The organism is Leisingera thetidis (genome assembly GCF_025857195.1).
In the GTDB taxonomy this organism is placed as follows: Bacteria; Pseudomonadota; Alphaproteobacteria; order Rhodobacterales; family Rhodobacteraceae; genus Leisingera; species Leisingera thetidis.
The window spans coordinates 137,466-159,229 of the sequence record NZ_CP109788.1; the positions used below are offsets into that span (position 1 = coordinate 137,466).

At 63.6% G+C, this 21,764-nt stretch carries 22 protein-coding genes and 3 pseudogenes; 11 read left to right on the forward strand and 14 right to left on the reverse strand.

Annotation, left to right across the window (positions count from 1 at the left end):
• The first annotated feature begins 38 nt into the window (after positions 1-38).
• Genes OKQ63_RS21705 through OKQ63_RS21720 form a run of 4 tightly spaced genes read left to right on the forward strand, consistent with a single transcriptional unit; the run spans position 39 to position 5,612 of the window.
• Positions 39-2,153: a hydantoinase/oxoprolinase family protein gene (locus OKQ63_RS21705; protein ID WP_264214222.1), complete on the forward strand. Its 2,115-nt coding sequence runs from the start codon at positions 39-41 to the stop codon at positions 2,151-2,153.
• Positions 2,153-3,811, forward strand: a complete 1,659-nt coding sequence (locus tag OKQ63_RS21710) for a hydantoinase B/oxoprolinase family protein (RefSeq protein WP_264214223.1) — start codon at positions 2,153-2,155, stop codon at positions 3,809-3,811. Before OKQ63_RS21705 ends, OKQ63_RS21710 begins: the two co-directional genes overlap by 1 nt.
• Positions 3,808-4,875 carry a pyridoxal phosphate-dependent aminotransferase gene (locus OKQ63_RS21715; protein WP_264214224.1) on the forward strand — a complete coding sequence of 356 codons (1,068 nt, stop codon included), beginning with the start codon at positions 3,808-3,810 and terminating at the stop codon, positions 4,873-4,875. Before OKQ63_RS21710 ends, OKQ63_RS21715 begins: the two co-directional genes overlap by 4 nt.
• A complete protein-coding gene (locus OKQ63_RS21720; protein ID WP_264214225.1) occupies positions 4,872-5,612 on the forward strand; it encodes a maleate cis-trans isomerase family protein in 741 nt (246 codons plus the stop codon). Before OKQ63_RS21715 ends, OKQ63_RS21720 begins: the two co-directional genes overlap by 4 nt.
• Positions 5,613-5,706: 94 nt before the next feature.
• On the opposite strand, the gene OKQ63_RS21725 is transcribed toward OKQ63_RS21720, so the two are convergent.
• Both OKQ63_RS21725 and OKQ63_RS21730 read right to left on the reverse strand, forming a co-directional pair.
• Positions 5,707-7,245: a trimethylamine methyltransferase family protein gene (locus OKQ63_RS21725; protein ID WP_264214226.1), complete on the reverse strand. Its 1,539-nt coding sequence runs from the start codon at positions 7,243-7,245 to the stop codon at positions 5,707-5,709.
• A 30-nt stretch (positions 7,246-7,275) separates the two neighbouring features.
• A complete protein-coding gene (locus OKQ63_RS21730) occupies positions 7,276-8,628 on the reverse strand; it encodes an MmgE/PrpD family protein (RefSeq protein ID WP_264214227.1) in 1,353 nt (450 codons plus the stop codon).
• A gap of 210 nt (positions 8,629-8,838) precedes the next feature.
• On the opposite strand from OKQ63_RS21730, the gene OKQ63_RS21735 reads away from it, so the two are divergent.
• The 3 genes from OKQ63_RS21735 to OKQ63_RS21745 all read left to right on the forward strand — a co-directional run bounded on the left by OKQ63_RS21735 (position 8,839) and on the right by OKQ63_RS21745 (position 10,414).
• Positions 8,839-9,726 (forward strand): LysR substrate-binding domain-containing protein, encoded by an 888-nt coding sequence (locus OKQ63_RS21735; protein ID WP_264214228.1) that lies wholly within the window; start codon positions 8,839-8,841, stop codon positions 9,724-9,726.
• 80 nt (positions 9,727-9,806) lie between these two features.
• Positions 9,807-10,031 carry an AbrB/MazE/SpoVT family DNA-binding domain-containing protein gene (locus OKQ63_RS21740; RefSeq protein WP_024092785.1) on the forward strand — a complete coding sequence of 75 codons (225 nt, stop codon included), beginning with the start codon at positions 9,807-9,809 and terminating at the stop codon, positions 10,029-10,031.
• Positions 10,028-10,414, forward strand: coding sequence for a type II toxin-antitoxin system death-on-curing family toxin (locus tag OKQ63_RS21745; protein WP_264214229.1), 387 nt, complete (start codon positions 10,028-10,030; stop codon positions 10,412-10,414). The genes OKQ63_RS21740 and OKQ63_RS21745 overlap by 4 nt, the downstream gene beginning before the upstream one ends.
• A 131-nt stretch (positions 10,415-10,545) precedes the next feature.
• Here OKQ63_RS21745 and OKQ63_RS21750 read toward each other — a convergent pair whose 3' ends face one another.
• The 6 genes and pseudogenes from OKQ63_RS21750 to OKQ63_RS21775 form a co-directional block, all read right to left on the reverse strand.
• Entirely contained in the window at positions 10,546-12,963 is a 2,418-nt protein-coding gene (locus tag OKQ63_RS21750; RefSeq protein ID WP_264214230.1) for a GcvT family protein, read from the reverse strand.
• Between the two features lie 215 nt (positions 12,964-13,178).
• Positions 13,179-13,586 carry a hypothetical protein gene (locus tag OKQ63_RS21755; protein ID WP_264214231.1) on the reverse strand — a complete coding sequence of 136 codons (408 nt, stop codon included), beginning with the start codon at positions 13,584-13,586 and terminating at the stop codon, positions 13,179-13,181.
• A 112-nt stretch (positions 13,587-13,698) separates the two neighbouring features.
• Positions 13,699-14,496 carry an FAD dependent oxidoreductase family protein gene (locus OKQ63_RS21760; protein ID WP_264214232.1) on the reverse strand — a complete coding sequence of 266 codons (798 nt, stop codon included), beginning with the start codon at positions 14,494-14,496 and terminating at the stop codon, positions 13,699-13,701.
• Between the two features lie 13 nt (positions 14,497-14,509).
• Positions 14,510-14,758: pseudogene (locus OKQ63_RS21765) on the reverse strand (oxidoreductase); the annotation flags it as partial.
• Positions 14,759-14,882: 124 nt separating this feature from the next.
• Positions 14,883-15,552: pseudogene (locus OKQ63_RS21770) on the reverse strand (SDR family oxidoreductase).
• Entirely contained in the window at positions 15,549-15,941 is a 393-nt protein-coding gene (locus tag OKQ63_RS21775) for a VOC family protein (protein WP_264214233.1), read from the reverse strand. Before OKQ63_RS21775 ends, OKQ63_RS21770 begins: the two are co-directional and overlap by 4 nt.
• Before the next feature lie 93 nt (positions 15,942-16,034).
• Here OKQ63_RS21775 and OKQ63_RS21780 point away from each other — a divergent pair, with 93 nt between their 5' ends.
• Positions 16,035-16,949: a LysR family transcriptional regulator gene (locus OKQ63_RS21780; protein ID WP_264214234.1), complete on the forward strand. Its 915-nt coding sequence runs from the start codon at positions 16,035-16,037 to the stop codon at positions 16,947-16,949.
• 24 nt (positions 16,950-16,973) lie between these two features.
• Here OKQ63_RS21780 and OKQ63_RS21785 read toward each other — a convergent pair whose 3' ends face one another.
• From OKQ63_RS21785 to OKQ63_RS21810, 6 genes are all read right to left on the reverse strand, one after another.
• The gene (locus tag OKQ63_RS21785) at positions 16,974-17,171 is read right to left on the reverse strand and encodes a hypothetical protein (protein WP_264214235.1); all 198 of its coding nucleotides are present in this window, start codon (positions 17,169-17,171) and stop codon (positions 16,974-16,976) included.
• Between the two features lie 243 nt (positions 17,172-17,414).
• Positions 17,415-17,795, reverse strand: a complete 381-nt coding sequence (locus OKQ63_RS21790; RefSeq protein WP_264214236.1) for a DMT family transporter — start codon at positions 17,793-17,795, stop codon at positions 17,415-17,417.
• 45 nt (positions 17,796-17,840) lie between these two features.
• Positions 17,841-18,161, reverse strand: a complete 321-nt coding sequence (locus OKQ63_RS21795) for a DMT family transporter (RefSeq protein ID WP_264214237.1) — start codon at positions 18,159-18,161, stop codon at positions 17,841-17,843.
• A 222-nt stretch (positions 18,162-18,383) separates the two neighbouring features.
• Positions 18,384-18,803, reverse strand: coding sequence for a MarR family winged helix-turn-helix transcriptional regulator (locus OKQ63_RS21800; protein WP_264214238.1), 420 nt, complete (start codon positions 18,801-18,803; stop codon positions 18,384-18,386).
• 95 nt (positions 18,804-18,898) lie between these two features.
• A complete protein-coding gene (locus OKQ63_RS21805) occupies positions 18,899-19,243 on the reverse strand; it encodes a hypothetical protein (RefSeq protein WP_264214239.1) in 345 nt (114 codons plus the stop codon).
• A 6-nt stretch (positions 19,244-19,249) separates the two neighbouring features.
• Positions 19,250-20,131: a LysR family transcriptional regulator gene (locus tag OKQ63_RS21810; RefSeq protein ID WP_264214266.1), complete on the reverse strand. Its 882-nt coding sequence runs from the start codon at positions 20,129-20,131 to the stop codon at positions 19,250-19,252.
• 172 nt (positions 20,132-20,303) lie between these two features.
• Here OKQ63_RS21810 and OKQ63_RS21815 point away from each other — a divergent pair.
• The 3 genes and pseudogenes from OKQ63_RS21815 to OKQ63_RS21825 form a co-directional block, all read left to right on the forward strand.
• A pseudogene (locus OKQ63_RS21815) lies at positions 20,304-20,486 on the forward strand (hypothetical protein); the annotation flags it as partial.
• Positions 20,487-20,586: 100 nt separating this feature from the next.
• The gene (locus OKQ63_RS21820) at positions 20,587-20,853 is read left to right on the forward strand and encodes a pirin family protein (protein ID WP_264214241.1); all 267 of its coding nucleotides are present in this window, start codon (positions 20,587-20,589) and stop codon (positions 20,851-20,853) included.
• 25 nt (positions 20,854-20,878) lie between these two features.
• Positions 20,879-21,736, forward strand: a complete 858-nt coding sequence (locus OKQ63_RS21825; protein WP_264214242.1) for an alpha/beta fold hydrolase — start codon at positions 20,879-20,881, stop codon at positions 21,734-21,736.
• Positions 21,737-21,764 lie beyond the last annotated feature (28 nt).

Consider the following 21,764-nt stretch of genomic DNA (forward strand, 5'->3'; position numbering starts at 1 on the left):
GCCCGGCGGCTCTTCAACGACAGATTTTGGAATGACCCATGACATCCACATCCACCGGCGCCGGACAGGCGCTGCGGCTCGCCATCGATATTGGCGGCACCTTTACCGATACCGTTCTGGTGGCGGGTGAAGACACAGTACTGGCATCCACCAAGACCCTGACCACCCACCAGAATCCTGCGGATGGCGCGATGGAAGGCGCGGCGCGGGTGATGGGGCAATCGGGGCGCACGCTCGGTGAGGTCACCGGTTTCATCCACGGCACGACTTTGGCGACCAATGCCCTGATTGAACGCCGCGGCGCGGTGGTGGCAACCGTCTGCACGGAAGGGTTCCGCGATATCCTCGATATCGGATATGAACGCCGCTACTCGCAGTATGACATCAATCTGGAAAAGCCGGACCTTCTGGTGCCGCGCGAGCGTTCATTCGTGATCCGCGAGCGGATGTCGGCAGAGGGCGGGGTGCTGATCGCCCTGGAGGAGAGCGCGGTGGATGCGCTGCTGCGCCAGATCGACGAAAGCGGTGCCGAAGCGCTGGCGGTCTGTCTGCTGCATGCCTATGCCAACCCGGCCCATGAACGGCGCCTGCGCGGCCTGATTGCCGAAAAACGCCCGGGCCTGGCGGTGTCGATCTCCTCCGAGGTCAGCCCCGAGGCGCGGGAGTTCGACCGGCTGTGCACGACTGCCGCCAACGCGTATATCCAGCCGCTGATGGAGACCTATCTGGCGCGCTTTGCTGAGCGGTTCGCGGCGGAGGGTGTCACCTGCCCGATCCTGATGATGACCGCCGGCGGCGGCATGTGCACGGTGCAGACCGCGGCGCGGTTCCCGGTCCGCCTGGTCGAAAGCGGCCCTGCCGGGGGGGCCATTCTTGCCGCCCGCATTGCCGCGCGGGCCGGGCTCGATGAGGTGCTGTCCTTTGACATTGGCGGCACCACCGCCAAACTCTGCCTGATCGACAACGCCCGCCCGCAGACCTCGCGCTCGTTCGAGATTGCCCGTGCGGCGCGATTCATCAAAGGGTCGGGCATGCCGGTCCGCATCCCGGTGATCGAGATGATCGAGATCGGCGCAGGCGGCGGCTCGATCGCCGGGGTCGACCGTTTGAACCGCCTGACCGTGGGCCCGAAATCGGCAGGCTCCGAGCCCGGCCCGGTGGCGTTCGGGCGCGGCGGGACTGAACCGACGGTGACCGACAGCGATATCACGCTGGGCTACATTGTGCCGGACACTTTTGCTGAAGGGCATATCCAGCTGGATCCGGAAGGGTCAAAACAGGCCTTAACCCGAGTGATCGGGTCGAAACTTGCCCTTGACGCGGTGGGGGCGGCCGATGGTGTGTCACGCATCGTCGATGAAAGCATGGCGTCGGCGGGCCGCATGCATGCGGTGGAAAGCGGCAAGGACCTCGGTCCGCGCACCATGATCGCCTTTGGCGGCAACGGCCCGCTGCACGCGAGCCGGGTGGCGCGGTCTGCCGGGGTGTCGCGCATCGTGATCCCGCCCAACCCCGGGGTGGGCTCGGCTGTTGGCTTCCTGTTCGCGCCGGTGTCGTTCGAGATTGTCCGGTCGCGGTATGCGCTGCTTGACAGCATGGACATGGACGGGGTGAACGGCCTGCTGGAGAGGATGATTTCGGAAGCCAGGGACGTGGTGGCACAGGGCGCGGGCGATGCGCCGGCCCAGACCATGCGCACCGCCTTCATGCGCTACAATGGCCAGGGCCACGAAATCGAGATCAGCCTGCCCGACCGGGCGCTTGCCTCCGGCGATATAGCGCCGCTGACGGCAGCTTTCGAAGAAGAGTACCGCAAGCAGTTCTCGCGCCCGGTGCCGGGTATGGAGATCGAGATTCTCAACTGGGCGGTCCGGGTGGCCACCAAGGAACGTGCCGTGCCGCCGGTGCCGGCGGCGCCGGCGCTGCGCCCATTTGACGTTGCCCGGACCCGCCCGATCATTTGCGATGTTGATGGGACAGCCAAGCAGGCGGCCTTCGTGGCGCGGGCCGATCTGCAGCCCGGCGACCATGTGCGCGGCCCCGCGCTGATCCATGAACCGCAAACAACCACGCTCGTGTCCGCCGATTTCTCGGCTCATCTCGATGCGATTGGAAACCTCGTCCTGATCCAGGACCAGAAAGGAGGTGCATGATGACCTCGCCCGCTAATCTTTCCCCGGCCCGTCTGCAGGTGATGTGGAACCGTCTTCTGGCTGTGGTCGAAGAACAGGGCCAGACCCTGATCCGGGCCGCCTTTTCGCCGATCGTGCGCGAATGCGGCGACATTTCCGCCGGTATCTTCGACGCGGACGGCCGCATGCTGGCCCAGGCGGTGACCGGCACGCCGGGCCATATCAACACCATGGCCGAAGCGGTTCTGCACCTGCGCGGGCGGTTCCCGCTGCAGGACATGAAGCCCGGCGATATCTACATGACCAACGATCCCTGGCTGGCCTCGGGGCACCTGAACGACTTCCTGCTGATGATGCCGGCCTTCAAGGATGGCAGGGTGGCCGGTTTCACCGCCTGCACCTCGCATCTGGTGGATCTGGGCGGCCAGGGCATGGGGCCGGAAGGTTCCGACATCTATGACGAAGGGCTGCTGATCCCGCCGTGCAAGCTGGTGGAGGAAGGCGTGCTCAACGCGCTGTTGATGGACATCATCCGCGCCAACTCCCGCGAGCCCACTGCCAACGAGGGCGATATCTACGCGCTGATCGCCTGCTGCGAGGCGGGAGTGGCGCGGCTGGCGGGGATGATGGAGGAGTTCGGCATCGAGGATCTGGAGGCGCTGGGGTCCTACATCATCGAGACCTCCCGCCGCGGCACGCTGGAGGCCATCGCGGAAGTGCCGGAGGGCGTCTACCGGAACGTCCTGAAAATGGACGGCTATGAGACTGAGCTGGAACTGCACGCGGCCCTGACGGTCACCAGGGACGGGATGCATGTGGATTTCACCGGCACCTCGGGCTGTTCGAAGAAGGGCATCAACGTGCCGCTGAACTATGCCACCGCCTATACCGTCTTTGCGCTGCGCTGCATTGTTGGGCCGGACATCCCCAACAATGCGGGCTCGCTGGCGCCTTTCACCGTGGACGGCCCCAAGGGCTGCATCCTCAATGCCCAGCACCCGGTGCCGGTGGCGATGCGCCACACGCTGGGCCAGATGACCCCGGATCTGGTGCTGGGCTGCCTGCATCAGGCGCTGCCCGATCATGTGCCGGCCGAGGGCGCCAGCTGCATGTTCGACCTGCCGATGCGCCATGCGCCGGAAGTGGCGGCCAATGGCGGGCGCGCGTTCGCAATTGAACCGGTGCACAATGGCGGCACCGGCGCCCGGCCCCATGCCGATGGCCTCTCGGCCACGGCTTACCCGTCGGGGGTCTTTGGCAGCCAGGTCGAGATCACCGAAAGCGTGGCGCCCGTGATCATGTGGCGGCGCGAGCTGCGGCCCGACAGTGGCGGTGCCGGCAAATACCGGGGCGGTCTGGGCCAGCGGATCGAGATGACCTCTTCCAACAAGGCGCCTTTCATTGTGTTCCTGTCGGTGGAACGCTTGAAGTTCCCGGCTTTGGGCCGGATGGGCGGCGGCGCCGGCGCGCCGGGGCGGATCCGCTTCCGGGGTGCCGGCAGTGACATTCCCGGCAAGGGTGAGCTGCGGGTCGAGGGGGAGGATTACCTGATCTTCGACACGCCCGGCGGCGGCGGCTTCGGCGACCCGGCGGAACGCGACCCGGCGGCGCTCGCGCTGGATCTGAAACGCGGGCTTGTGACCGCGGAAGGCGCAAAAGCCTATGGCGGTGCATCATGATCCGGGCGGTTGACCATGTGAGGCAGATGGCCGCCTATGCGCTGGCGGACCTGGGCGGCGAGGGGACCATTTCCCTCGCCCAGAACGAAAGCGCCTTTGCAGCCAGCCCCAAAGCGGTCGCGGCAGGGCAAGCGGTGCTGGCGCAGATGCCGCTCTACCCCGATCCGGAGTGGACTGAGCTGCGCGCGGCGATTGCACGGGTGCATGGGCTGGCCGCGAAAAACATCCTCTGCGGCGCGGGCTCGATGGAGCTGATCGGCTGTCTCATCCGCGCCTTTGCCGGGCCCGGAGACCGCGTATTGGGCACCGATTACGGTTACGCCTATGCGGCCTCGGCCACGGCGCAGGCGCAGGCCGATTACGTGAAGGCGCGGGAGCGGGAGCTGACCGTGTCCGTTGATGACATACTGTCTTCGGTGGTGCCTGAAACCCGCATTGTCTTTGTCTGCAACCCGGGCAACCCGACCGGCACGCTGATCCCCAACAGCGAGATTCTGCGCCTGCGCGAAGGCCTGCCAGCGGATGTGCTGCTGGTGGTGGACCAGGCTTATGGCGAATTTGCCGATGCGGAGCACGATCCGGCGGGAATCTTCGCGCTGGTGGCGCGCGGCGATACCGTGGTGATGCGCACCCTTTCCAAGGCCTATGGCCTGGCAGGCGCGCGGGCCGGCTGGGGCTGTTTCCCGCCGCAGATCGCGGGGGAAGTGCGCAAGCTCCTGAACCCCAACAACGTCTCCATACCGTCGCAGGCGATGGCCGCCGCCGCCATGCGCGATCAGGCGTATATGCGGGAGGTAGTGGCCAAAACCGCCGCCATCCGCGACCGGTTTGCGGAAGGCTGCCGCGCCTTGGGGCTGGAGGTGCCGCAGAGCCACACGAACTTCGTGCTGATGCGTTTTGCCTCGCCGGAGCAGGTGCAGGCCGCCGATGCTGCCTTGCGGTCGGAACAGCTGCTGATGCGCGGCATGGGCGGCTATGGCCTCAATGACTGCCTGCGCGCCACCATCTGCAGCCAGCAGATCATGGACCGCGCCCTGACGGTGCTGAAAGGAGTGCTCACATGACCCATGAAACCCGCACACGCGCGAAAATCGGCGTGCTGGTGCCCTTCACCAACACCAATCTCGAAGCCGACATGATGCTGATGCGCTGCCCGGACACCACGGTGCACTTCCAGCGCATCGGCGGTTATGACGTGGACGAAATCCCGGGTTCCGGCCAGATGGCGGGGCTGGGGGCTTCCGACATCAGCCACGATTTGCGGATGATCTCCGGCGTGCGCCCCGACGTGGTGCTCTACGGCTGCACCTCGGCGACGCTCACGCATGGCCCCGGGTTCGACGCGGATCTGGCGCAGCGGATCAAGGCGGGCTCCGGCGCCATTTCCCTCACCGCTGCCGGGTCGCTGGTGGCGGGGATCAAGGCTATCGGAGCCGCCAGGGTGGGCTTCTCCTCCCCCTATCTAGGGGAGATCAACACCCAGGCGGTGGACTTCCTGGCCGCAAACGGCATCGAAACAGTGGCCTGCGCCGATATCGGCCGCGCGCTCGGCAACTACGGTCAGGGCGAACTCACCCCGGAGGAGGTGTTCGATCTCGCCTGCCAGGCCGATCACCCGGAGGCCGAAGCCATCGTGCTCAGCTGCACTGACATGCGCGCGGTCGAGGCGGTGGAGCGGATCGAAGCGCACTTGGGCAAGCCGGTGGTTACTTCCAATCAGGCGATGATGTTCTGCCTGATGCAGGCGCTGGCGCTGCCGCGCCATGACAGGCTGCCCGGCCGGCTATTCAGCCGCCTTTAATGGAAAAAGCCAGGGCGTTCCGGAGCCTTGGCTCTTTCATCTTTCCAAATATACTCCGGGGAGCGCGAGGGGCCGGCCCCTCGCACCGGCCCCTTCAAGGCTCGCCGGAGCCGATTTCCCCGCGCCGCTTCGCCACATAGGCCTCCAGCTCTTCGCGGATTGCCGGGTCCATTGCCGGCTCCTCGTAATCCCGCAGCGCCTGCTGCCACAGCCCGGTTGCCCGCTGCAGGGCATCCTTGGCGCCGGCTGCCTCCCAGTTCTCATAATTCTGCCAATCCGACAGCATCGGGCGGTAAAACGCGGTCTCATAGCGCGCCATCGTGTGCGCGGCGCCAAAGAAATGGCCGCCGCTGGGCACCGACTGGATCGCGTCAAAGCCCAGTTCGTCCGTGTCGAACTTCATCGGCTTCAGGAACTCGATCATGTTCTGGATGATCTCCACATCCAGGATGAACTTCTCATAAGACGCCGTCAGCCCGCCCTCCAGCCAGCCGGCCGCGTGATAGACGATATTGGCACCGCCCAGCACTGCGCCCCAGGTGCCCATCATGGTCTCATAAGCCGCCTGCAGGTCCACCGCGTTGGAGGCGTTGGCGTTGGAGGTCCGGTAAGGGATGCCATAACGCCGCGCCAGCTGGCCGCCGACGATATTGGCTTTGGCGTTTTCCGGCGTCCCGAAGGCCGGCGCGCCGGAGCGCATGTCGACGTTGGAGGTGAAGGAGCCGTACATCACCGGCGTGCCGGGATTGACCAGCTGCGTCAGCACCACGCCGAACAGCGCCTCGGCGTTCTGCTGGGCCAGCGCCGCGGGCAGAGTGACAGGGGTCATCGCCCCCATCAGGGTGAACGGCGTCACCGTCACCGGCTGGCCGTATTCCGCCATCGCAATCAGCCCGTCGCCCATCGCATCGTCGAACAGCCGCGGCGAGTTCACCGAGATGATGGTGATCACACCCGGATCGCCTTTCATTTGCTCAGGCGTCTGGCCGCGGGAAATTGCCATCATGTTTATCCCGTCCATTGCCCGGCCGCGGCCGATGGCGGAGCAGTGGAAGGTGAGGTCCGAGTAGGTCAGGTTGGCCAGATAGGTGTCCAGATGGCGGTTGTTGGCGGGCAGCTCCAGCGGGGCTGTCACCTGGTTGCCGATCAGGTGGATGGCGTTGAAGTGATGCGCCAGCTTGATGAAGTTCTGGTAGTCGGTGAGGTTGCCCGAACGGCGTCCGCCCACGCAGTCATGCACGTTGGGCGGGCCGGCCACCAGGCCGAAGGTCACGTTGTTGCCGCCCATGGTGATCCGCTTGGCCGGGTTGCGCGCGGTCAGGGTGAACTCCGCCGGCACCGTTTCCAGCGCCGCGGCAACGATGCTTTCGTCGATGCGGATGGTCTTGCTGTCACGGTCGACGATGGCGCCGGCGGCCTCGAAGAGATCCATGACGTTATCGCCCATCACCCTTATGCCGGCCTCTGACAGGATCCGCATCGAGGTGGCGTGCAACTGGTCCATCTGGTCGGGGTTCAGCAGCTCGAACGGCGGGTAGGTGTTCTTCACCTGTTGCCACGGCAGCTGTTCGATGCTGCCGCCGGATCGGCTGGATTTGCCGCGGCGTCCGCCGCCGCGTCTTTCGCGTGCCATGTCGTTCATCTTTCTGGTCAGTTTGCAGGCTTAGGTTTCCGGCGCGCCGTAGATCAGGCGGCCGAGATCGGAGAATTTGCTGTCCTGGCGGGTGAACCCCAGCACCGCATCGCGGATGCCTGCGGCGCGGGCCTCGCCCAGCACGGGGACGGCGAATTCCATGAATTTCCGCACCACGTCTTCCTGCGAGAATGGCGCTTCGGGTCCGCCGCGGGCGTGCACGTCGCCGGATTCGATCACCCGGCCGTCGGTCAGGGTGACCACCACATCGGCCACCCGGCAGGCGGGGAAGCGGACAGAATGGCGCGCGGCCTCAGCAACCGAGATCCGTTCGTGGATCGAGGCCACCAACGGGTCCGCCAGGCCTGCGCCGGAGATATGCTCGACCCCGATGCGGCCATAGGCCGCTTGCACCGCCACCGCAAAGCCCAGCGAATACTGTGCCTGGCTGGTGGTCGCGGGGATGCCGGAATAGAGGCAGGCGCTTTCGTGGAAGGTGTTGATGCGGATTCTGGCCAGCTGTTCGTGGTTCAGTCCGTACTCCAGCATCACCTGGCGCAACGCGTCGATCGGCGCATGGGCCCAGCGGCAGATCGGGTAGGGCTTCACGTACTGATGCTCCATCTGCCAGAAGCTGCCGAGGTCCTGCCAATGTTCGGCCACGCGGTCTTCCTCGAGGGTGATGGCGGGGGCACCGGTGAAACCCTTCTCGGCCAGCACCGCCGCCGACATTCCAACCATCGCGCCCCAGCCGGAGCCGTCATGCAGCATCGAGGGGTTGGCGATTTCGCGCATCATCTGGCTGCGGGGGCCGTGGAACTCGGCGATCCCCAGCGCTTCGCGCAGCTGGGCGCGGGACAGGCCGCGCATCCGGGCCGCCATCGCCGCCACCCCCAGCGCGTTCCAGGCGCCGGATGTGTGGTAATCGCTGACCGTTGCGTGCAGCGACAGCGCGGCGCGGCCTGCCAGCTCATAGCCCAATGTGGTAATGGCCAGCGCTTCCGGCCCGGAAAAATCCGGCACGGTTTCCGCCAGCGCCGCAATTGCCGGGATCACCACCACGCCGATATGGCCCTTGGTCGGGTAATAGCCGTCATGGCCGTCCAGGTTGTCGGTGGCAGTGGCGGCGGCATAGGCGGCGCCGGCAACACTCACCCTGCGGCCGTCGAACAGCATGCGCGCAGCCAACCCTTCCTCGCCGCAGCCGTAGAGCGCCACGGCAGTGTCGCGGGTGATGCGGCCGGCCTCCATCGGGGTGGCGCCGATGGTGATGCCCAGAGTGTCGAGGAACATCAGCGCCGCCGCCTCGCGGGTGGTTTCCGGCAGGTCGCCAGGGGCGATGTCAAAGGTAAAGTCGGCGGCGCGGTCGAAGGTAGCGGTCATGGCGGCTCTCTCGCAGGGCGGTTTCCGCAACAGGCTAGGCTCAATGGCGGCAGGTGACACACAAATTAAAGGGGGTCTGAGGTGCGGGATATTTCGTGAATGGTGCGCTAGACGTCGTTTTCCGACCTCTCCGGGCCGCTAACTTCTGGGAATTGCAGCCCATTCCAAAGCATGGGAACATGGCCCCCGAAACCGCCAGCGGACTGCCTGATGAAAAATCTCCCCCACCTGACATTCCTGCGCTCGTTCGAGGCCGCGGCGCGCTACCTGAGCTTCACCTCGGCGGCGGATGAGCTGAACTGCACCCAGTCGGCGGTTTCCAACCATGTGCGCAGCCTGGAGGAATTCATCGGCCGGCCGCTGTTCGTGCGCCACCCGCGGTCCTTGTCGCTGACGGATGTGGGCGAGGCCTATCTGCCCTCGGTGCGCCACGCGCTGCAGGAGATCGACAGCGCTACCCAGCTCTTGATCTCGCAAAGCCACAAGCGGGAGGTGGTGATCTCCTGCCCGGTCAGCCTGGCGGAGAAATGGCTGATCAGCGTGATCGAGGATTTCACCAAGGTGCACCCGGATATCGATCTGACCATTCACAGCACCATCTGGGTGGATGTGGAGACCAACGTCTCCGACATTTCGATCACCATCAATCATGTCGATGATGTGATGGGGCCGGCGGTCAAACTGTGGGACGAAAAGCTGGCGCTGGTCTGTTCGCCGGACTACCGGGTTGGCAGCGAGGCGCTGACCCGGCCCGAACAGCTGCTGGAGGCCAAGCTGATCCATATCCTGGGCCGCCCGGTCTATTGGGAGAGGATCGCCAAGCACTACAACCTGTCGGGAATCGAGCTGAAAGGCGGTTTGCAGACCAATTCCTCCAACATGGGGCTGGAGTTTGCGGTCAATGCGCTGGGGAGCGTGGTGCTGCCGAAATCGCTGGTGCGTTCGCATGTGGAGGCCGGGCGGCTGGTGGAGCCGTTCGATTTCGACCTCGACTGCCCCTGGACCTATTTCGCCACCTTCAAGGACAAGGCGGCGACGCCGTCGGTCAAGCATTTCAAGGCTTGGCTGCTGAAGGCGGCGGCGCAGATGGAGCTGTGAGGGCGCGCGGAAACGGCGGGCCGCATTGATTTCCCGCCCGCTCGCGTGTATATACAACCATATATACGGAAGGTGCCTCCATGATTGAGACCAAGATCAGGAAAGTCGGAAACTCTGCCGTCATCACGCTGACGACGGAGATGCTCACCATGCTGGACGCCAAGGAAGGCGATACGCTGTTTGTGGTACGCGGCGATGACGGCAGCCTTAGGGTGATGGCGCATGATCCGTCGGTGGCCGAGGCGCTGGCGGCGGCCGAGATCGTGATGGATGAGAACCGCGACCTGCTGCAGGCGCTTGCGTGAGCAAATACACATGGGTGCCGCTGGCGGCGGTTATCATCATTCATGACCGGCAGATTTCGCGCCACGGCGGCGCTGCCGGAATGCGCGACAAGGCGCTTTTGGAGATGGGCTGTGCCCGCGCGATGAACCTTGCGGCCTATTCGGATGCGGGTGTGGCAGAGGTTGCCGCTGCTTATGCGTTTGGCATTGCCAAGGCGCACGCCTTTGTCGATGGCAACAAGCGCACGGCCTTTGTGACCGCTGTGACCTTTCTGCGGCTGAACGGATACCAGTTCCGCCCTGATCCGCTTGCGGGCGTGCGGATGATGGAAGACCTCGCCACCGGCGATGTGGATGAGGCGGCGTTTGCGGAGTGGCTTACGGCCGGGATGCAGCCGTTATAGCTCTGTCTAACGGGTAAGTTCCGCCCGGACGAAGGCCGGGCAGCGCCCGACCCTCCCCACGGGAGGGCGCTTTCGCACCCACCCAGGGTCGGGCGCTGCCCTTGGCGCTGTAGTTCTACCCTTCCGAATGCTCAGGCGCGCAGGCGTGCGCCGGAGGGGTCGAAGGCTGCCGCTTCCAAGATCCGCGCCTTATGCGGCTTGCCGAGGATGAACACCTCGACCTCGTCGCCCGGTTTGGCAACTGCCGGGTTGGCATATCCCAGCGCCAGCGACTTGCCGACCGAGTAGCCATAGGCGCCCGAGGTGACCCGGCCCACCGGCTTGCCGTCCGGTGTGAAGATGGGCTCGCCGCCGGAGGCATCGGCATCATTCACCGCGTCGATCTCAAAGGCCGACAGCACCTCGCGCGGGGCGTTGTCCTTGACCTTCAGATAGGCGTCCTTGTTGAGGAAGTCCTTGTCCAGCTTGATGAGTCCGGCAAGCCCCACCTCCTGCGGCCAGTATTCCTGGCTGTATTCGCGGCCCCAGGAGCCATAGCCCTTCTCGATCCGCAAAGATCCGAGCGCCCGGCCGCCGACCGGGCCGCCGCCGAATTCCTTGGCGGCTTCCAACAGCGCCGCGTAGAGCTTGACCTGATCCTCTTCGGCGCAGTGCAGTTCCCAGCCGAGATCGCCGGTGAAGGAGACGCGGATCGCCAGGCATTCCACCCCCGCCACGTCGATGGTGCGTGAGCCCATGAAGCGGAAGGCTTCATTTGACAGGTTCTCATTGGTCAGCCGCTGCAGCATGCCGCGCGACTTGGGACCGGCCACGTTGAAGCCCGCGATGCGGTTGGTGGCGACCTCAAACGTGGTGCCTTCCGGCAGCTCGACCATGTTGAAGAAGCGCTGGTGATAGCGTTCCGCCATGCCGGAGCCGACCATCATGTATTCGTCATCCGCGACCTTGGTGATGGTGAAATCGCCGGCCACGCCGCCGCGCACCGAGATCAGCGGGGTGAGGCAGGAGCGGCCCACTTCTGTGGGCACCTTGTTGGCGACCAGCTTGTCCAGCCATTCAAACGCACCGGGGCCTTTGATCACGTAGTTGGCGAAGTTCGAGATGTCGATCACGCCGACGTTTTCGCGCAGCATACTGACCTCGCGGCCCACCGGTTCCCACCAGTTCTGTCGGGTGAAGCTGTTGGTGTCCTGGGTGCCGGGTGTGCCGGAGAACCACAAGGGATGCTCCCAGCCGCAGTTGAGGCCAAAGACGCAGCCCAGTTTCTTTTGCAGCTCGTAGGCGGGACGCACACGGGCCGGGCGGCCGGCGCTGCGTTCCTCGTTCGGAAAATGGATGGCGAAGCGGTGGGCGTACTGGTCCTCGACCCGGGCCTTGGTGAATTTCTTGTCGGCCCAGTCGCCAAAGCGAGCCAGATCCCAGGCGAACATGTCATATTGCGGCTCGCCCTCGATCATCCATTGCGCGGCCAGCAGGCCGAGGCCGCCGGACTGCGAGAAGCCGGGGATGATGCCGGTGCAGCAGAAGTAGTTTTTCAGCTCTGGCACCGGCCCCCAGATGGCGTTGGAGTCGGGCGACCAGATCATCGGGCCATTGATCACGCGCTTGACGCCGGCAGTTTCGGCACAAGGCACGCGTTCGGTGGCGCGGATCACGTTCTCCATGATCCGGTCCAGATCGTCGGGGAACAGTTCATGGGCAAAGTCCAGCGGGGTGCCGTCCTCGGCCCAGAACCGCATGTCCTTTTCATAGGCGCCGATCAGGAAGCCGTTGCCCTCCTGGCGGAAGTAGTATTCGCCGTCGCGGTCGGCGATCGAGGGCAGCCGGCGGCCCAGCTTGGCGACCTCGTCGATGGATTCTGTTACGAAATACTGGTGCTCGGTCGGCTGCAAGGGCAGGGTAAGGCCCGCCATGGCCGCCACTTCGCGGCCCCAGAGGCCGCCTGCGTTCACCACCCACTGGGTGTGGATATCGCCCTTTTCAGTTTTCACGATCCAGCTGCCGTCGGGCTGCTGTTCGGTGCCGATAACCGGGCAGAAGCGTTCGATCTGTGCGCCCATGGCGCGGGCGCCGGCGGCGTAGGCCATGGTGACGCCCGAGGGGTCCACATTTCCGCCATCGGGTTCGAACATGATGCAGCGGATGTCGTCGAACTGCGCCAGCGGGTGCAGCTCCTTGGCCTGCTCGCGGCTGACCTCATGGAAGTTCAAACCGTAGTATTTCGCCTTGGCTTCCTGCAGGCGCAGCTGGTGCTCGCGCTCCTCGGTCTTGGCCAGATACAGGGAGCCGGGCTGGAACACGCCGCAGCCCTGGCCGGTTTCCTTTTCCAGCTCTTTATACAGGTTCATGGTGTAGTGCTGGACGCGGGTGACGTTGTTGTTGTCGTGCAGCCCGTGGATGTTGGCCGCCGCGTGCCAGGTGGAGCCTGCGGTCAGCTCATCGCGTTCCAGCAGCACCACGTCTTTCCAGCCGAGTTTCGCCAGGTGGTAGAGGATCGAGCAGCCGACCAGCCCGCCGCCGATGACAACTGCCTGTGCATGGGTTTTCATGCCTGTGTTTCCCTTGCCTGCGCCTCTGGCACGGCACGCCCCGCAGGCTGGGGAGAGCCGTCAAATTCTTCCCGGCGAGACTAGCGGCGGCGGCGAGGGATGACCCGTGAAGAATTCAGACCCAATGCCCTTGGATTCGATGGGTCATCTGCGATGCCCGCTGATAGGGCTCTTGGGGAAGCAGGGCCGCAACCAGGTGCCATCGCGAGGGGGATTTATTGCAGCGCAGCCTCCCACTGCTCTACTGGTTCCCGGCTGCCCAGAACAGAGCGGACCAGCCCATCCGCCATGAATGTAGGGGAGACATGTATTCCGTTCTGGCGGGCGTATTTGCAATGCCATTCAAGTTCCTGGTCTAGATCGGGGAGGTTAAAGGCATCTGCGACGACCACTCCGCTCAGCGCTTCGATGCGGCTCAGGACTCCGTCAGGTGTCGCCTGACGGTTTGGGCCGGCGCAGTGATTGGTGAAATCGAATTCCGTGCGGTTGCCAAAGACTGCCTGCATGACACGCCTGGCCGCCATCTTGCCGTCCAAGCCGGTCGAGGCTGTGAGAAAGGCGCGAACGATGTTGCGGGAAAACAGATGCCACGGTTGCGATTGCAAACGGATGTGCAGGGTCACATTCCCGGAACCTGCCCGGTCGAGAAAATCCCACAGCTTGCTGAATGCCAGCGCCGAACACGAGCAAGCTGGTTTGCCGGGATGGCGGCACTGGGCGGCGTATCCGAGGTCTTCATAGAGTTTCAGCTGCGGCTCGGATGTTTCTTGCAGCCGGGATGGCAGAAGTGGCGGAGGGCGGCGGTGCATTGCAGATGTGAATGGTGCGCGCAGTGCTGCGGATGAGGAAATCATCGACGAGCCTGCCGTCCCGCATCACTGCCTGCGCCCGAATGCCTGGGTGGTGCGGTTGCAGGTCACCGATTTCCAATGCGGGGCAGGCGCGCCGGCACGCCTTCAGGTCCCTGCGGCGGAACGCGAAATTGGCCATTTCGCTGAGGCCGGAACCGAGGTTGGCGCCAATCCACGAAGGTGCCAGCGGACGGCCGTCCGTGGTCCTCACGATGGCCGCGTTGCGGCTGGCCTGAAACAGCAGCCTTTCGATATGGGGTTGCGCGTCCGCATGGCCTAGTGCCCGTACCCGGTCCGCGGCATGCCAGCCTGCGTTCAGCCGGTCGGCAGGCGTTACTGCCAGCAGGCCGATGTCACGCTGGCCCTGCACGGTCTGGCCAGCCGCCGCAATCGCTTCCGGGGCAACGACGCCGGTACAGGCGATGAAGAGGCGGCACGCGGGTCCTGGCGGACGCAGCCAAAAGGCGCCATTAATGATATCCCGTTTTTGATCTTCGCTCAGGTGCCGGCCCGGCTGACCCAGCTTGTGGGTCGAGAGGCGCAGGTAGACCGCACCACCGGTCTCATCCCGGAGCCAACCATCTGGCCGGGGTGCCGTTTCGCCATCGCGTAGCACGCGGCCGAGGGCCCATTCCATAATTGCCGCAAGTTCGTCGGCATAGGCGGGTTCAAAAGGGGCCAAGCCGTCTGGGCTGTTTCCAGCCTGCGATCTGCGCCTCCGAAAGTATGCCGGGGGTAAATGAATAGCCCTGACCCTGCTGGCTAATCTGTGTGGCTTCGGTCACGATCAGGCCCGCGCTGGCGCGCTGTGCATAGTATTCGGCCATCATGACGTTGGGCGTATTGCCTGGCTGGTCGGTCCGGCAGCGGGTCATCGGGGCCATGGCAATGCGTGAGAGAAGTTTGATCGAGCCGACTTTGAAAGGGTCAAAGAGCGTGTTCATGGTCAGATCCTTTGTCAAAGGCATGAAGGAGGGAGTTTGGCAGATGGGGTTAAGGGCGCTGAGTCTTGCGGCCAGCGGCTGAAGCCATCCGAGGGGAGTGGCTTTCCGTCCTGTCCCGCGTGCTTCAGGCGATCAGTGCGCCGCTGTAGATGTCGATCACAGCGCCGGTTACAGAAGGGGTTTCAATGGCGAAGAGATAGCCTGCTGCCACATCCTGCGGCTGGGCCACGCGCCCGGCGGGCAAGCGTGCGGCAGCGCCGTCGAACATGTTTTGGCGGGCATCAGCGTCCATGCTTGCATAGGAGGCTGTGTCAGTACGGCTCGGGCTGACGATGTTGACACGGATCGGGGCCAGCTCCTTGGCGAGGACCTTTGTGCTGGCTTCAAGCGCGGCGGTCATCGCGGATTTGGTGAAGGTTCCCGGCAGTGTCCGCCGCACGGCAAACCCGCTGGTGAAGGTGATGGTGCCACCCGGCCTGATCTGACTGGCTGCCGCCTGGGCGGCAAGGATTGACCTCCAGGACTTAGTATCGAATGCAGTCTTGGCTGCGGCCAGATCGAGCGCGGCCACCGCACCGCCCGGCGCTTGGGAACCGGCGGTAATGATCAAATGATCGAAGGCCCTGCGCTGCGATCCAGTCGCGCAGGACCGAAGTGTCTGTCACAACCAGCCCAGCCGACCGGCTGCCCCTGATGACATCAGCGCCGCGAGCGGCCAGGGCGCCGGCCACAGCTGCCCCGATGCCAGAGGTGCCGCCAATGACAATGGCTTTCTTGTCCCTCATGCTGGTCATGACTTGTCTCCGGACAGTTGTGCATCCTCTCGGAACACGGTTTCGATGAGCTGCCCGCAGGGGGCGTGGAAGATCAATCGCCGTTCGTTCAGTTCCGGCAGATCCATGGTGGAGTAGCGAATACCCAGCTGTTCGATGCGGGCGCGGAACTCCCGGTAGCCTGTCAGCCGGAAACCGACATGATCCCAGGCTTCAGGACCGCTGCCGGCGCCAAGCCCGCGCGATCCGATCAGGTGGATGATGGGTTCGCCTCCGGTGCAGAGCCAATGGCCCGGGATGCGCCGGATGGCCTCAGGGCGGGTGCTTTCAACCAGTCCGAAGACCTCAATGAAAAAGTCCCGCGTGCGTGCTAGGTTCCGGGTGCGCAGGGTGACATGATCGAGCTGCATGGTGCGTTGTCCTCTGTTGCCGTGAATGTGGACCTTGCGTAAAAGTTAGAGAATTGAGAGAATTCCGAATTGATATTTCGGACTGGGCGAAAAATGCTGATCGACAACCTGTCTCTGTTTCTCCGTATCGTGGAAAAGGGCGGGCTTGCCGCCGGAGGCCGCGAGATGGGGCTGTCGCCAGCCACCGTCTCGGAGCGACTGGCCGCCTTGGAGGCGCATTACGGGGCGCGGCTGTTGAACAGGACAACCCGGTCGATCAGCTTGACGGAGGAGGGGCGGGAACTGGTCGCCGGCGCGCAGCGGCTTCTGGCAGAGACCGAAGAACTGGAAGCGCGTATCCGTCTTGGCGTGGAACGGATTGCCGGGCCAATCCGTCTGAGTGCACCTTCTGACCTGGGGCGCAACCGCCTCGCGAGGGTGGTGAACCGCTTCCTTGCCGCGAATCCTGAGGTGTCAATCGATCTTCATCTCGGGGACGGTTATGTTGATGTTGCTGCGATGGGGCTGGATATGGCGCTTCGCTATGGAGACCTGGCCGACAGCAGCTTGATCGTGAAGCGCCTGGCCGGCAGTTCCCGCATCGTCTGCGCGGCTCCGGCGTATCTGCAGCGCAATGGGATACCGCAGTATCCGCAGGATCTGGAGCAGCATAATTGCCTGCTCATGAGGTTCGGCATGGATGCTGACCGTGCCTGGCCGTTTGAAATTGAAGGCCGCAGGCGGGTCGTGACGGTGCAGGGGGATCGGGTGGCGAATGACGGCGATCTGGTCCGCCGCTGGGCACTTGAAGGCTACGGAATCGTTCGCAAGTCTCAATGGGACGTGATGGAGGACATCGAGGCCGGGAGGCTGGTTCCGCTGTTGCGCGAATACGAAGTGCCGCCGCTGGGGCTTCAGGTCGTCTGGCCGGTGGCGCGTATCCAGCCGAAACGGGTCCGGGCCTTGATCGACATGCTTACCGAGGATTTCCAGTCCCGAATTGCGGCCGGCAAGAAGGGTGGTGCCTAACCCAAAAAGGCCGGGCGCCTTCGGTCAGCTGGAAGGCGAACCGCGGTCCAGGTGCTGAACCACCTGGCGGTTGCGGTCGGCCTTGATCCGCCCGGTTGCCGCCACCGCGCCGGAAAGCGGCGACAGCACCGGCCGGGAGCCGGCGCCGCCCGCCAGGACAAGAAGGCTGAACAGGCCGATGATCAGCGGCCGCCGTGCGGGCCAGGTGCTTTCCACGTTCATCGCCTGCCTCCCGCGCCGAAATAAATATGCATCGCGTGAAGCTGCCGCTGCAGAGCCCGCAGCGTAAGCCCGTCTGGGAAAGGGGGACTCCGGGCTTCACCCGTTTGCCCAGCAAAGCCATGTCTCTGCGAGCGCCAAGTGCGGAGTGCCTGAGAGCCCCACCCTGTTAAGGGCATGGGCCTTGCTCGCAATGCACCCGGCGGCGGGAGCGGGACATGCCAGCCCTTGCCATCGGAGGCTGATCTACTTGAGCTTGGGGCTGTCTGCCAGCTTCAGCCAGACCACCCCGGCGATAATGACAGCCAGCCAGACCGATTGCGCCAGGGTCAGGGGCTGATCAAGCAGTACGGCCCCCAGAACCGCCGCGCCGATCGAGCCGATCCCGGCCCAGACAGCGTAGCCGATGCCCACGTCGATGGATTTGAGTGCAACGCTGAGGAAATAGAGCGTCAGCAAGAAGAATACGATGGCCGAGACCGACCATGTCAGAACGGTGAAGGCCTGGCTGCCGCCGACGCTCAGGGCGTAGCCGACCTCGAAGGCCCCCGCCAGCAGCAGCGCGCCCCAAGCACCCTTGCTGCCGGTCTCAGCCGCGGGAAGCGAAGAAGTTTGCGTATCAGTCATGGTGTCTTCCTTTCGTCCATTCAGGGAGTTGATGACCGGATCGTTTCATGCGGCGCCGCTCATCCGCAGGCCGACAACCCCGCCGATGACGATCAGGATGCCGATACCCTTGGAGACGCTCAGGCGCTGGCTGAAGAACATTGCGCCAAGCGCCACGATTCCCACCCCGGCCAGCGCGGTCCACATGGAGTAGCCAACCCCTACGTCGAAGGTGAGCAGGGCAAGGCTGAGAAAAAACGTGGCGAACACACCGCTGGCAAGCGTGATCGTGGTCCATTTGACGTTCTTGAAACCTTCTGAATTGCCGGCGGCGATTGCCACGGTGATTTCAAATACAACTGCGATCATCAGATATAACCAGTGCATTGCTGTTCCTTTCAGGGTGAACCCGTACCTGCGGGTCAAGGAGGATGTGCCCCAGCGGAGATTGGGGAGGATACTAGTTTACTTGCACATGCAAATTAATGAGAGTCGGCAGTGGCTGTCAATCACCTTATTTGTACATGCATTTAATTTGCTCGAGATTGAGGTTTCCTGTGTTGAACGCAGGCGGAGAGGTGTCCCTGCCCAGTCCTTCGTCAGACCGTATCAGTCCCCGGCCAGGGCACAAAGGGCGCGGGCCGCGGCACGGGCTTCCTTGTTTTCGAAGGTCTTTTCCAACACGCGCTCCAGGCAGTCCTGAAACAGCGGAGCGGCCTCCTCGATATACTTCTTACCGTGCTCATTCAGGACACAGTATTTCCCCCGCTTGTCGCTGGGGCAACTGTCGCGAAAAACAAACTCTCTCTTCTCCAGCCGTTCGACCACACGGGTGGTCGAGCTCTGGGTCAGCATCAGGAATTCCGCCAGCTCCTGCATGCGAAGCTCCAGGTCAGGCTGTTCTGACAGATGTTTCAGGGTGCGGAATTCGCTGAGGCCAAGATCGCTGGACCTGCGCAGCTCTTCCGTGAGCTGGTTTTCGATCCCGGAGAACAAGGCCGTTATCTGATCCCAAACATCCAGCTTCATTGCCTGGCTCCTTTGTCCTGCAAGTGGTGCGCAGCACATGCTTGCTTTTGCAAGCAAGGATATGGAAACTGCGCGGCACTTGCCAGCCCTGGAAATCACATGGATGCTACATTCTTTGAAAAAAGCGTCCCATGCCCTTCAGCGGTGGGCCGAACACCGGCTGCCTGCAAGGCGCCCCAGAACGGAACCTGGTTTGCGGTCAGCATTTCGATGCCCAGCCGGCTTGCAACGGTATCAATGACGCCGGTGGCTCGCTGCCCGGCGCGCGTCAGACTGCTGCGGCCGTGCTGGGAACGGCCCTCGCTTTCGGCCGCGCGGGCCCCGGCCAAGGTGACCGCATCAAGCATCAGCGGTTCGGCAAGCTCCAGCCCAGATGAATGCCTCTCCTCGCGCACGGCCTTATCAAATGGAAGTTCGCGGGAGCGGGACTTAATCTGCACCTGTTGCTATTCGTTCAGGGCCAGCTCCTCTTGAAGAAACTCGATGAACCGCTGAGTTTTCGCGGGCAGCAGCTTGGATTCCGTGACGACATGGATCGGCCGGGACACGCCCTGCCAGCCGGGTAAGACCCGTTTGATGCGGCCGGCGGCGAGATCTTCCGCGACCACGTGTTCAGACATGAAGAGTATACCCATGCCCTGGACCGCAAGGTTGCGTAAAAGTCCCACGCTGTTGACCGTAAACCGCCCCTGGACCTGCGCATCAGCCGAGCCGCTGTCTGAATGCAGCTGCCAGGTCTTCAGATTGGGCATTGTCAGGCAATTATGCTGAGACAGATCAGCAGGGTGGGCAGGACTGCCGTTTGCCGCTAGGTACCCGGGGGAAGCATAAAGCTTGAAGCGGACGCGGCCAATCACGCGGGATATCAGCCCGTCGGCCTGCGGTGCGGCCATCCTGATCGCGAGATCGTAGGGCTCGGAAATCAGGTCAACGTTCCGCGGGGTCAAATCGAGATCAAAATCGATGCCCGGATATTTCGCGGCAAATTTGGGGAACAGGGGCCCCAGCCACACAATTGCAAAATCCACCGGCAGGGAAAGGTGCAGCGTTCCGGATGGCTGAGTCACCATCTCGCCCAGTTCTTCATGTGCTACCCGGGCTTCTTCGACGATCCGTTTGCATCTGTCAAAATAGAGCTGCCCGGCTTCCGTGGGCTCGACGCGGCGTGTGGTGCGGTGGAGCAGTCGCAGGCCGATGGCGGTTTCCAGTGCCGTGATGCGCCGGGAAAGCGTCGAGTTGGGGACACCAGCAGCCTTGGCGGCGCCCCGGAAACTGCGGGCTTTCACCACTTCCACGAAAAGCACCATATCATTCAGATGATTACCCATATTGCGCCATTTTTGGAATACTGGTTCCCACTTGAACACCTTTATGCCACCTATGGCGAGGGCTAAGTTCGGGTGGCACACCAACAGGAGACCTGTGATGTCCTTCGAGCGCTTTACCGGCGAGAATGCCGCAATGCTTCTGGTCGATCATCAGGTCGGCACGATGGGGTGGGTCATCGCGGATGCCGGCGGGTCGCCTTCCAAGATGGGCGACGACATGGCGCTGCGCCGGATGGAAAAAGGCGGCGTGACGCTCAGCAGCACGAACCAGGTCATTGCTGAACCGGTCGGCAGCTGGTCAGCGCCTGAAGGAAAGCAGCGCGTTCAGGTGATGGTGGAAGCCTTAAACAGCTGACGCCCGCGATAGCGCAGCGCGCACTGCCGCAACCGCAATGCAAACCAAAGCACGCCGTGGCCGGTGCGTCCTGGCCGCGGACCAAATCGGAGTGCCTGAAATGCCCTGTAAACCGCACATGTTCATCCCCAGAGACCGCAAGCAGTCCCATGGCACCGGCTGCCAGCTGCCGACGCCCTGCAGCACCGGGCTGACCCGAATGCTGTATGTCTTTGACGGCTCAATTGAGTTTGATGGCCACTGTCTCATCAGTGGCGGCGCGGCAATCCTGTCCGGGGAGGATGCCGGGCTGATCCTCTTCAGCACGGACGAAGCCGCCCCGGTGTTCAAGGGCGGAATGTTCAGGGGCAACAAGCTGGCCGCTTAGGCCGGCAGCAATCGGGAAAAGAACCATGACACAGCAAGTCAACCTGCCGCACGCAACGGCCGTGGTGAACGGCGTGCGCCTGCATTACGTGATTGCAGGATCGGGAGATCCGCTGGTCTTTCTGCACGGATGGCCGCAAAGCTGGCGCGAATGGCGCCATCTGATCCCGGAACTCGCGTCGCGGTTTACCGTGATTGCTCCGGACATGTGGGGCTTTGGCGACTCGGACAAACCCGCAAGCGGGTATGACAAACGCACCGTTGCACCGGATATCCGCGAACTGGTGCATTGCCTCGGCTTCCGCGAAATCCACCTGGCGGGACATGATATCGGCATGAGGGTTGCCTACGAATACGCTGCCGCTTTCCCGGCCGAAGTCCGGCGGCCTGCCGTTTTGGAAGCAGGTCTTCCCGGATTGGGGCTGGAAGCCTACCAGGACACTGCAAAGTACCCGCACCTCTGGCATTTCGGCTTCTTCAATGCCCCCGGCGCCGCGGAAACGCTCATCGCCGGGCGGGAGAAACAGTTTCTGTCGCACTTCATCAGGCATCTTGCCTATGACCCATACGCCGTCACTGGCGATGACCTCGATGAATACGCGGACCGGATGAGCGCGCCCGGCGCTTTGCGGGCCAGTTTTGAGCACTACCGGGCCTTTCCGGCCGATGCCCTCAACAATCAGGAAAACGCCCGGAACAAGCTGCCCTTGCCGGTGCTGGGCATAGGGGGCGATCACAGCCTGGGCGAGCACGTCGGCAAGTTCATGGAGCCTTTGGCCGGCCAGGTAGCGACCGCCGTCGTGGAACGCAGCGGTCACTGGATACCCGAAGAGCAACCGGCGCAGCTGGCCTGCCAGCTGACCGGTTTCTTCACACAGCCATGATCCATGCCGAAACTCAAAACACGGAGAG

Bases quoted from the DNA above. Each gene is read 5' to 3' on its own strand.
- OKQ63_RS21705 (WP_264214222.1), top strand. From the start codon at position 39: ATGACATCCACATCCACCGGCGCCGGACAGGCGCTGCGGCTCGCCATC.
- OKQ63_RS21710 (WP_264214223.1), top strand. From the start codon at position 2,153: ATGACCTCGCCCGCTAATCTTTCCCCGGCCCGTCTGCAGGTGATGTGG.
- OKQ63_RS21715 (WP_264214224.1), top strand. From the start codon at position 3,808: ATGATCCGGGCGGTTGACCATGTGAGGCAGATGGCCGCCTATGCGCTG.
- OKQ63_RS21720 (WP_264214225.1), top strand. From the start codon at position 4,872: ATGACCCATGAAACCCGCACACGCGCGAAAATCGGCGTGCTGGTGCCC.
- OKQ63_RS21725 (WP_264214226.1), bottom strand. From the start codon at position 7,245: ATGGCACGCGAAAGACGCGGCGGCGGACGCCGCGGCAAATCCAGCCGA.
- OKQ63_RS21730 (WP_264214227.1), bottom strand. From the start codon at position 8,628: ATGACCGCTACCTTCGACCGCGCCGCCGACTTTACCTTTGACATCGCC.
- OKQ63_RS21735 (WP_264214228.1), top strand. From the start codon at position 8,839: ATGAAAAATCTCCCCCACCTGACATTCCTGCGCTCGTTCGAGGCCGCG.
- OKQ63_RS21740 (WP_024092785.1), top strand. From the start codon at position 9,807: ATGATTGAGACCAAGATCAGGAAAGTCGGAAACTCTGCCGTCATCACG.
- OKQ63_RS21750 (WP_264214230.1), bottom strand. From the start codon at position 12,963: ATGAAAACCCATGCACAGGCAGTTGTCATCGGCGGCGGGCTGGTCGGC.
- OKQ63_RS21775 (WP_264214233.1), bottom strand. From the start codon at position 15,941: ATGCAGCTCGATCATGTCACCCTGCGCACCCGGAACCTAGCACGCACG.
- OKQ63_RS21780 (WP_264214234.1), top strand. From the start codon at position 16,035: ATGCTGATCGACAACCTGTCTCTGTTTCTCCGTATCGTGGAAAAGGGC.
- OKQ63_RS21785 (WP_264214235.1), bottom strand. From the start codon at position 17,171: ATGAACGTGGAAAGCACCTGGCCCGCACGGCGGCCGCTGATCATCGGC.
- OKQ63_RS21790 (WP_264214236.1), bottom strand. From the start codon at position 17,795: ATGACTGATACGCAAACTTCTTCGCTTCCCGCGGCTGAGACCGGCAGC.
- OKQ63_RS21795 (WP_264214237.1), bottom strand. From the start codon at position 18,161: ATGCACTGGTTATATCTGATGATCGCAGTTGTATTTGAAATCACCGTG.
- OKQ63_RS21800 (WP_264214238.1), bottom strand. From the start codon at position 18,803: ATGAAGCTGGATGTTTGGGATCAGATAACGGCCTTGTTCTCCGGGATC.
- OKQ63_RS21810 (WP_264214266.1), bottom strand. From the start codon at position 20,131: ATGGGTAATCATCTGAATGATATGGTGCTTTTCGTGGAAGTGGTGAAA.
- OKQ63_RS21820 (WP_264214241.1), top strand. From the start codon at position 20,587: ATGCCCTGTAAACCGCACATGTTCATCCCCAGAGACCGCAAGCAGTCC.
- OKQ63_RS21825 (WP_264214242.1), top strand. From the start codon at position 20,879: ATGACACAGCAAGTCAACCTGCCGCACGCAACGGCCGTGGTGAACGGC.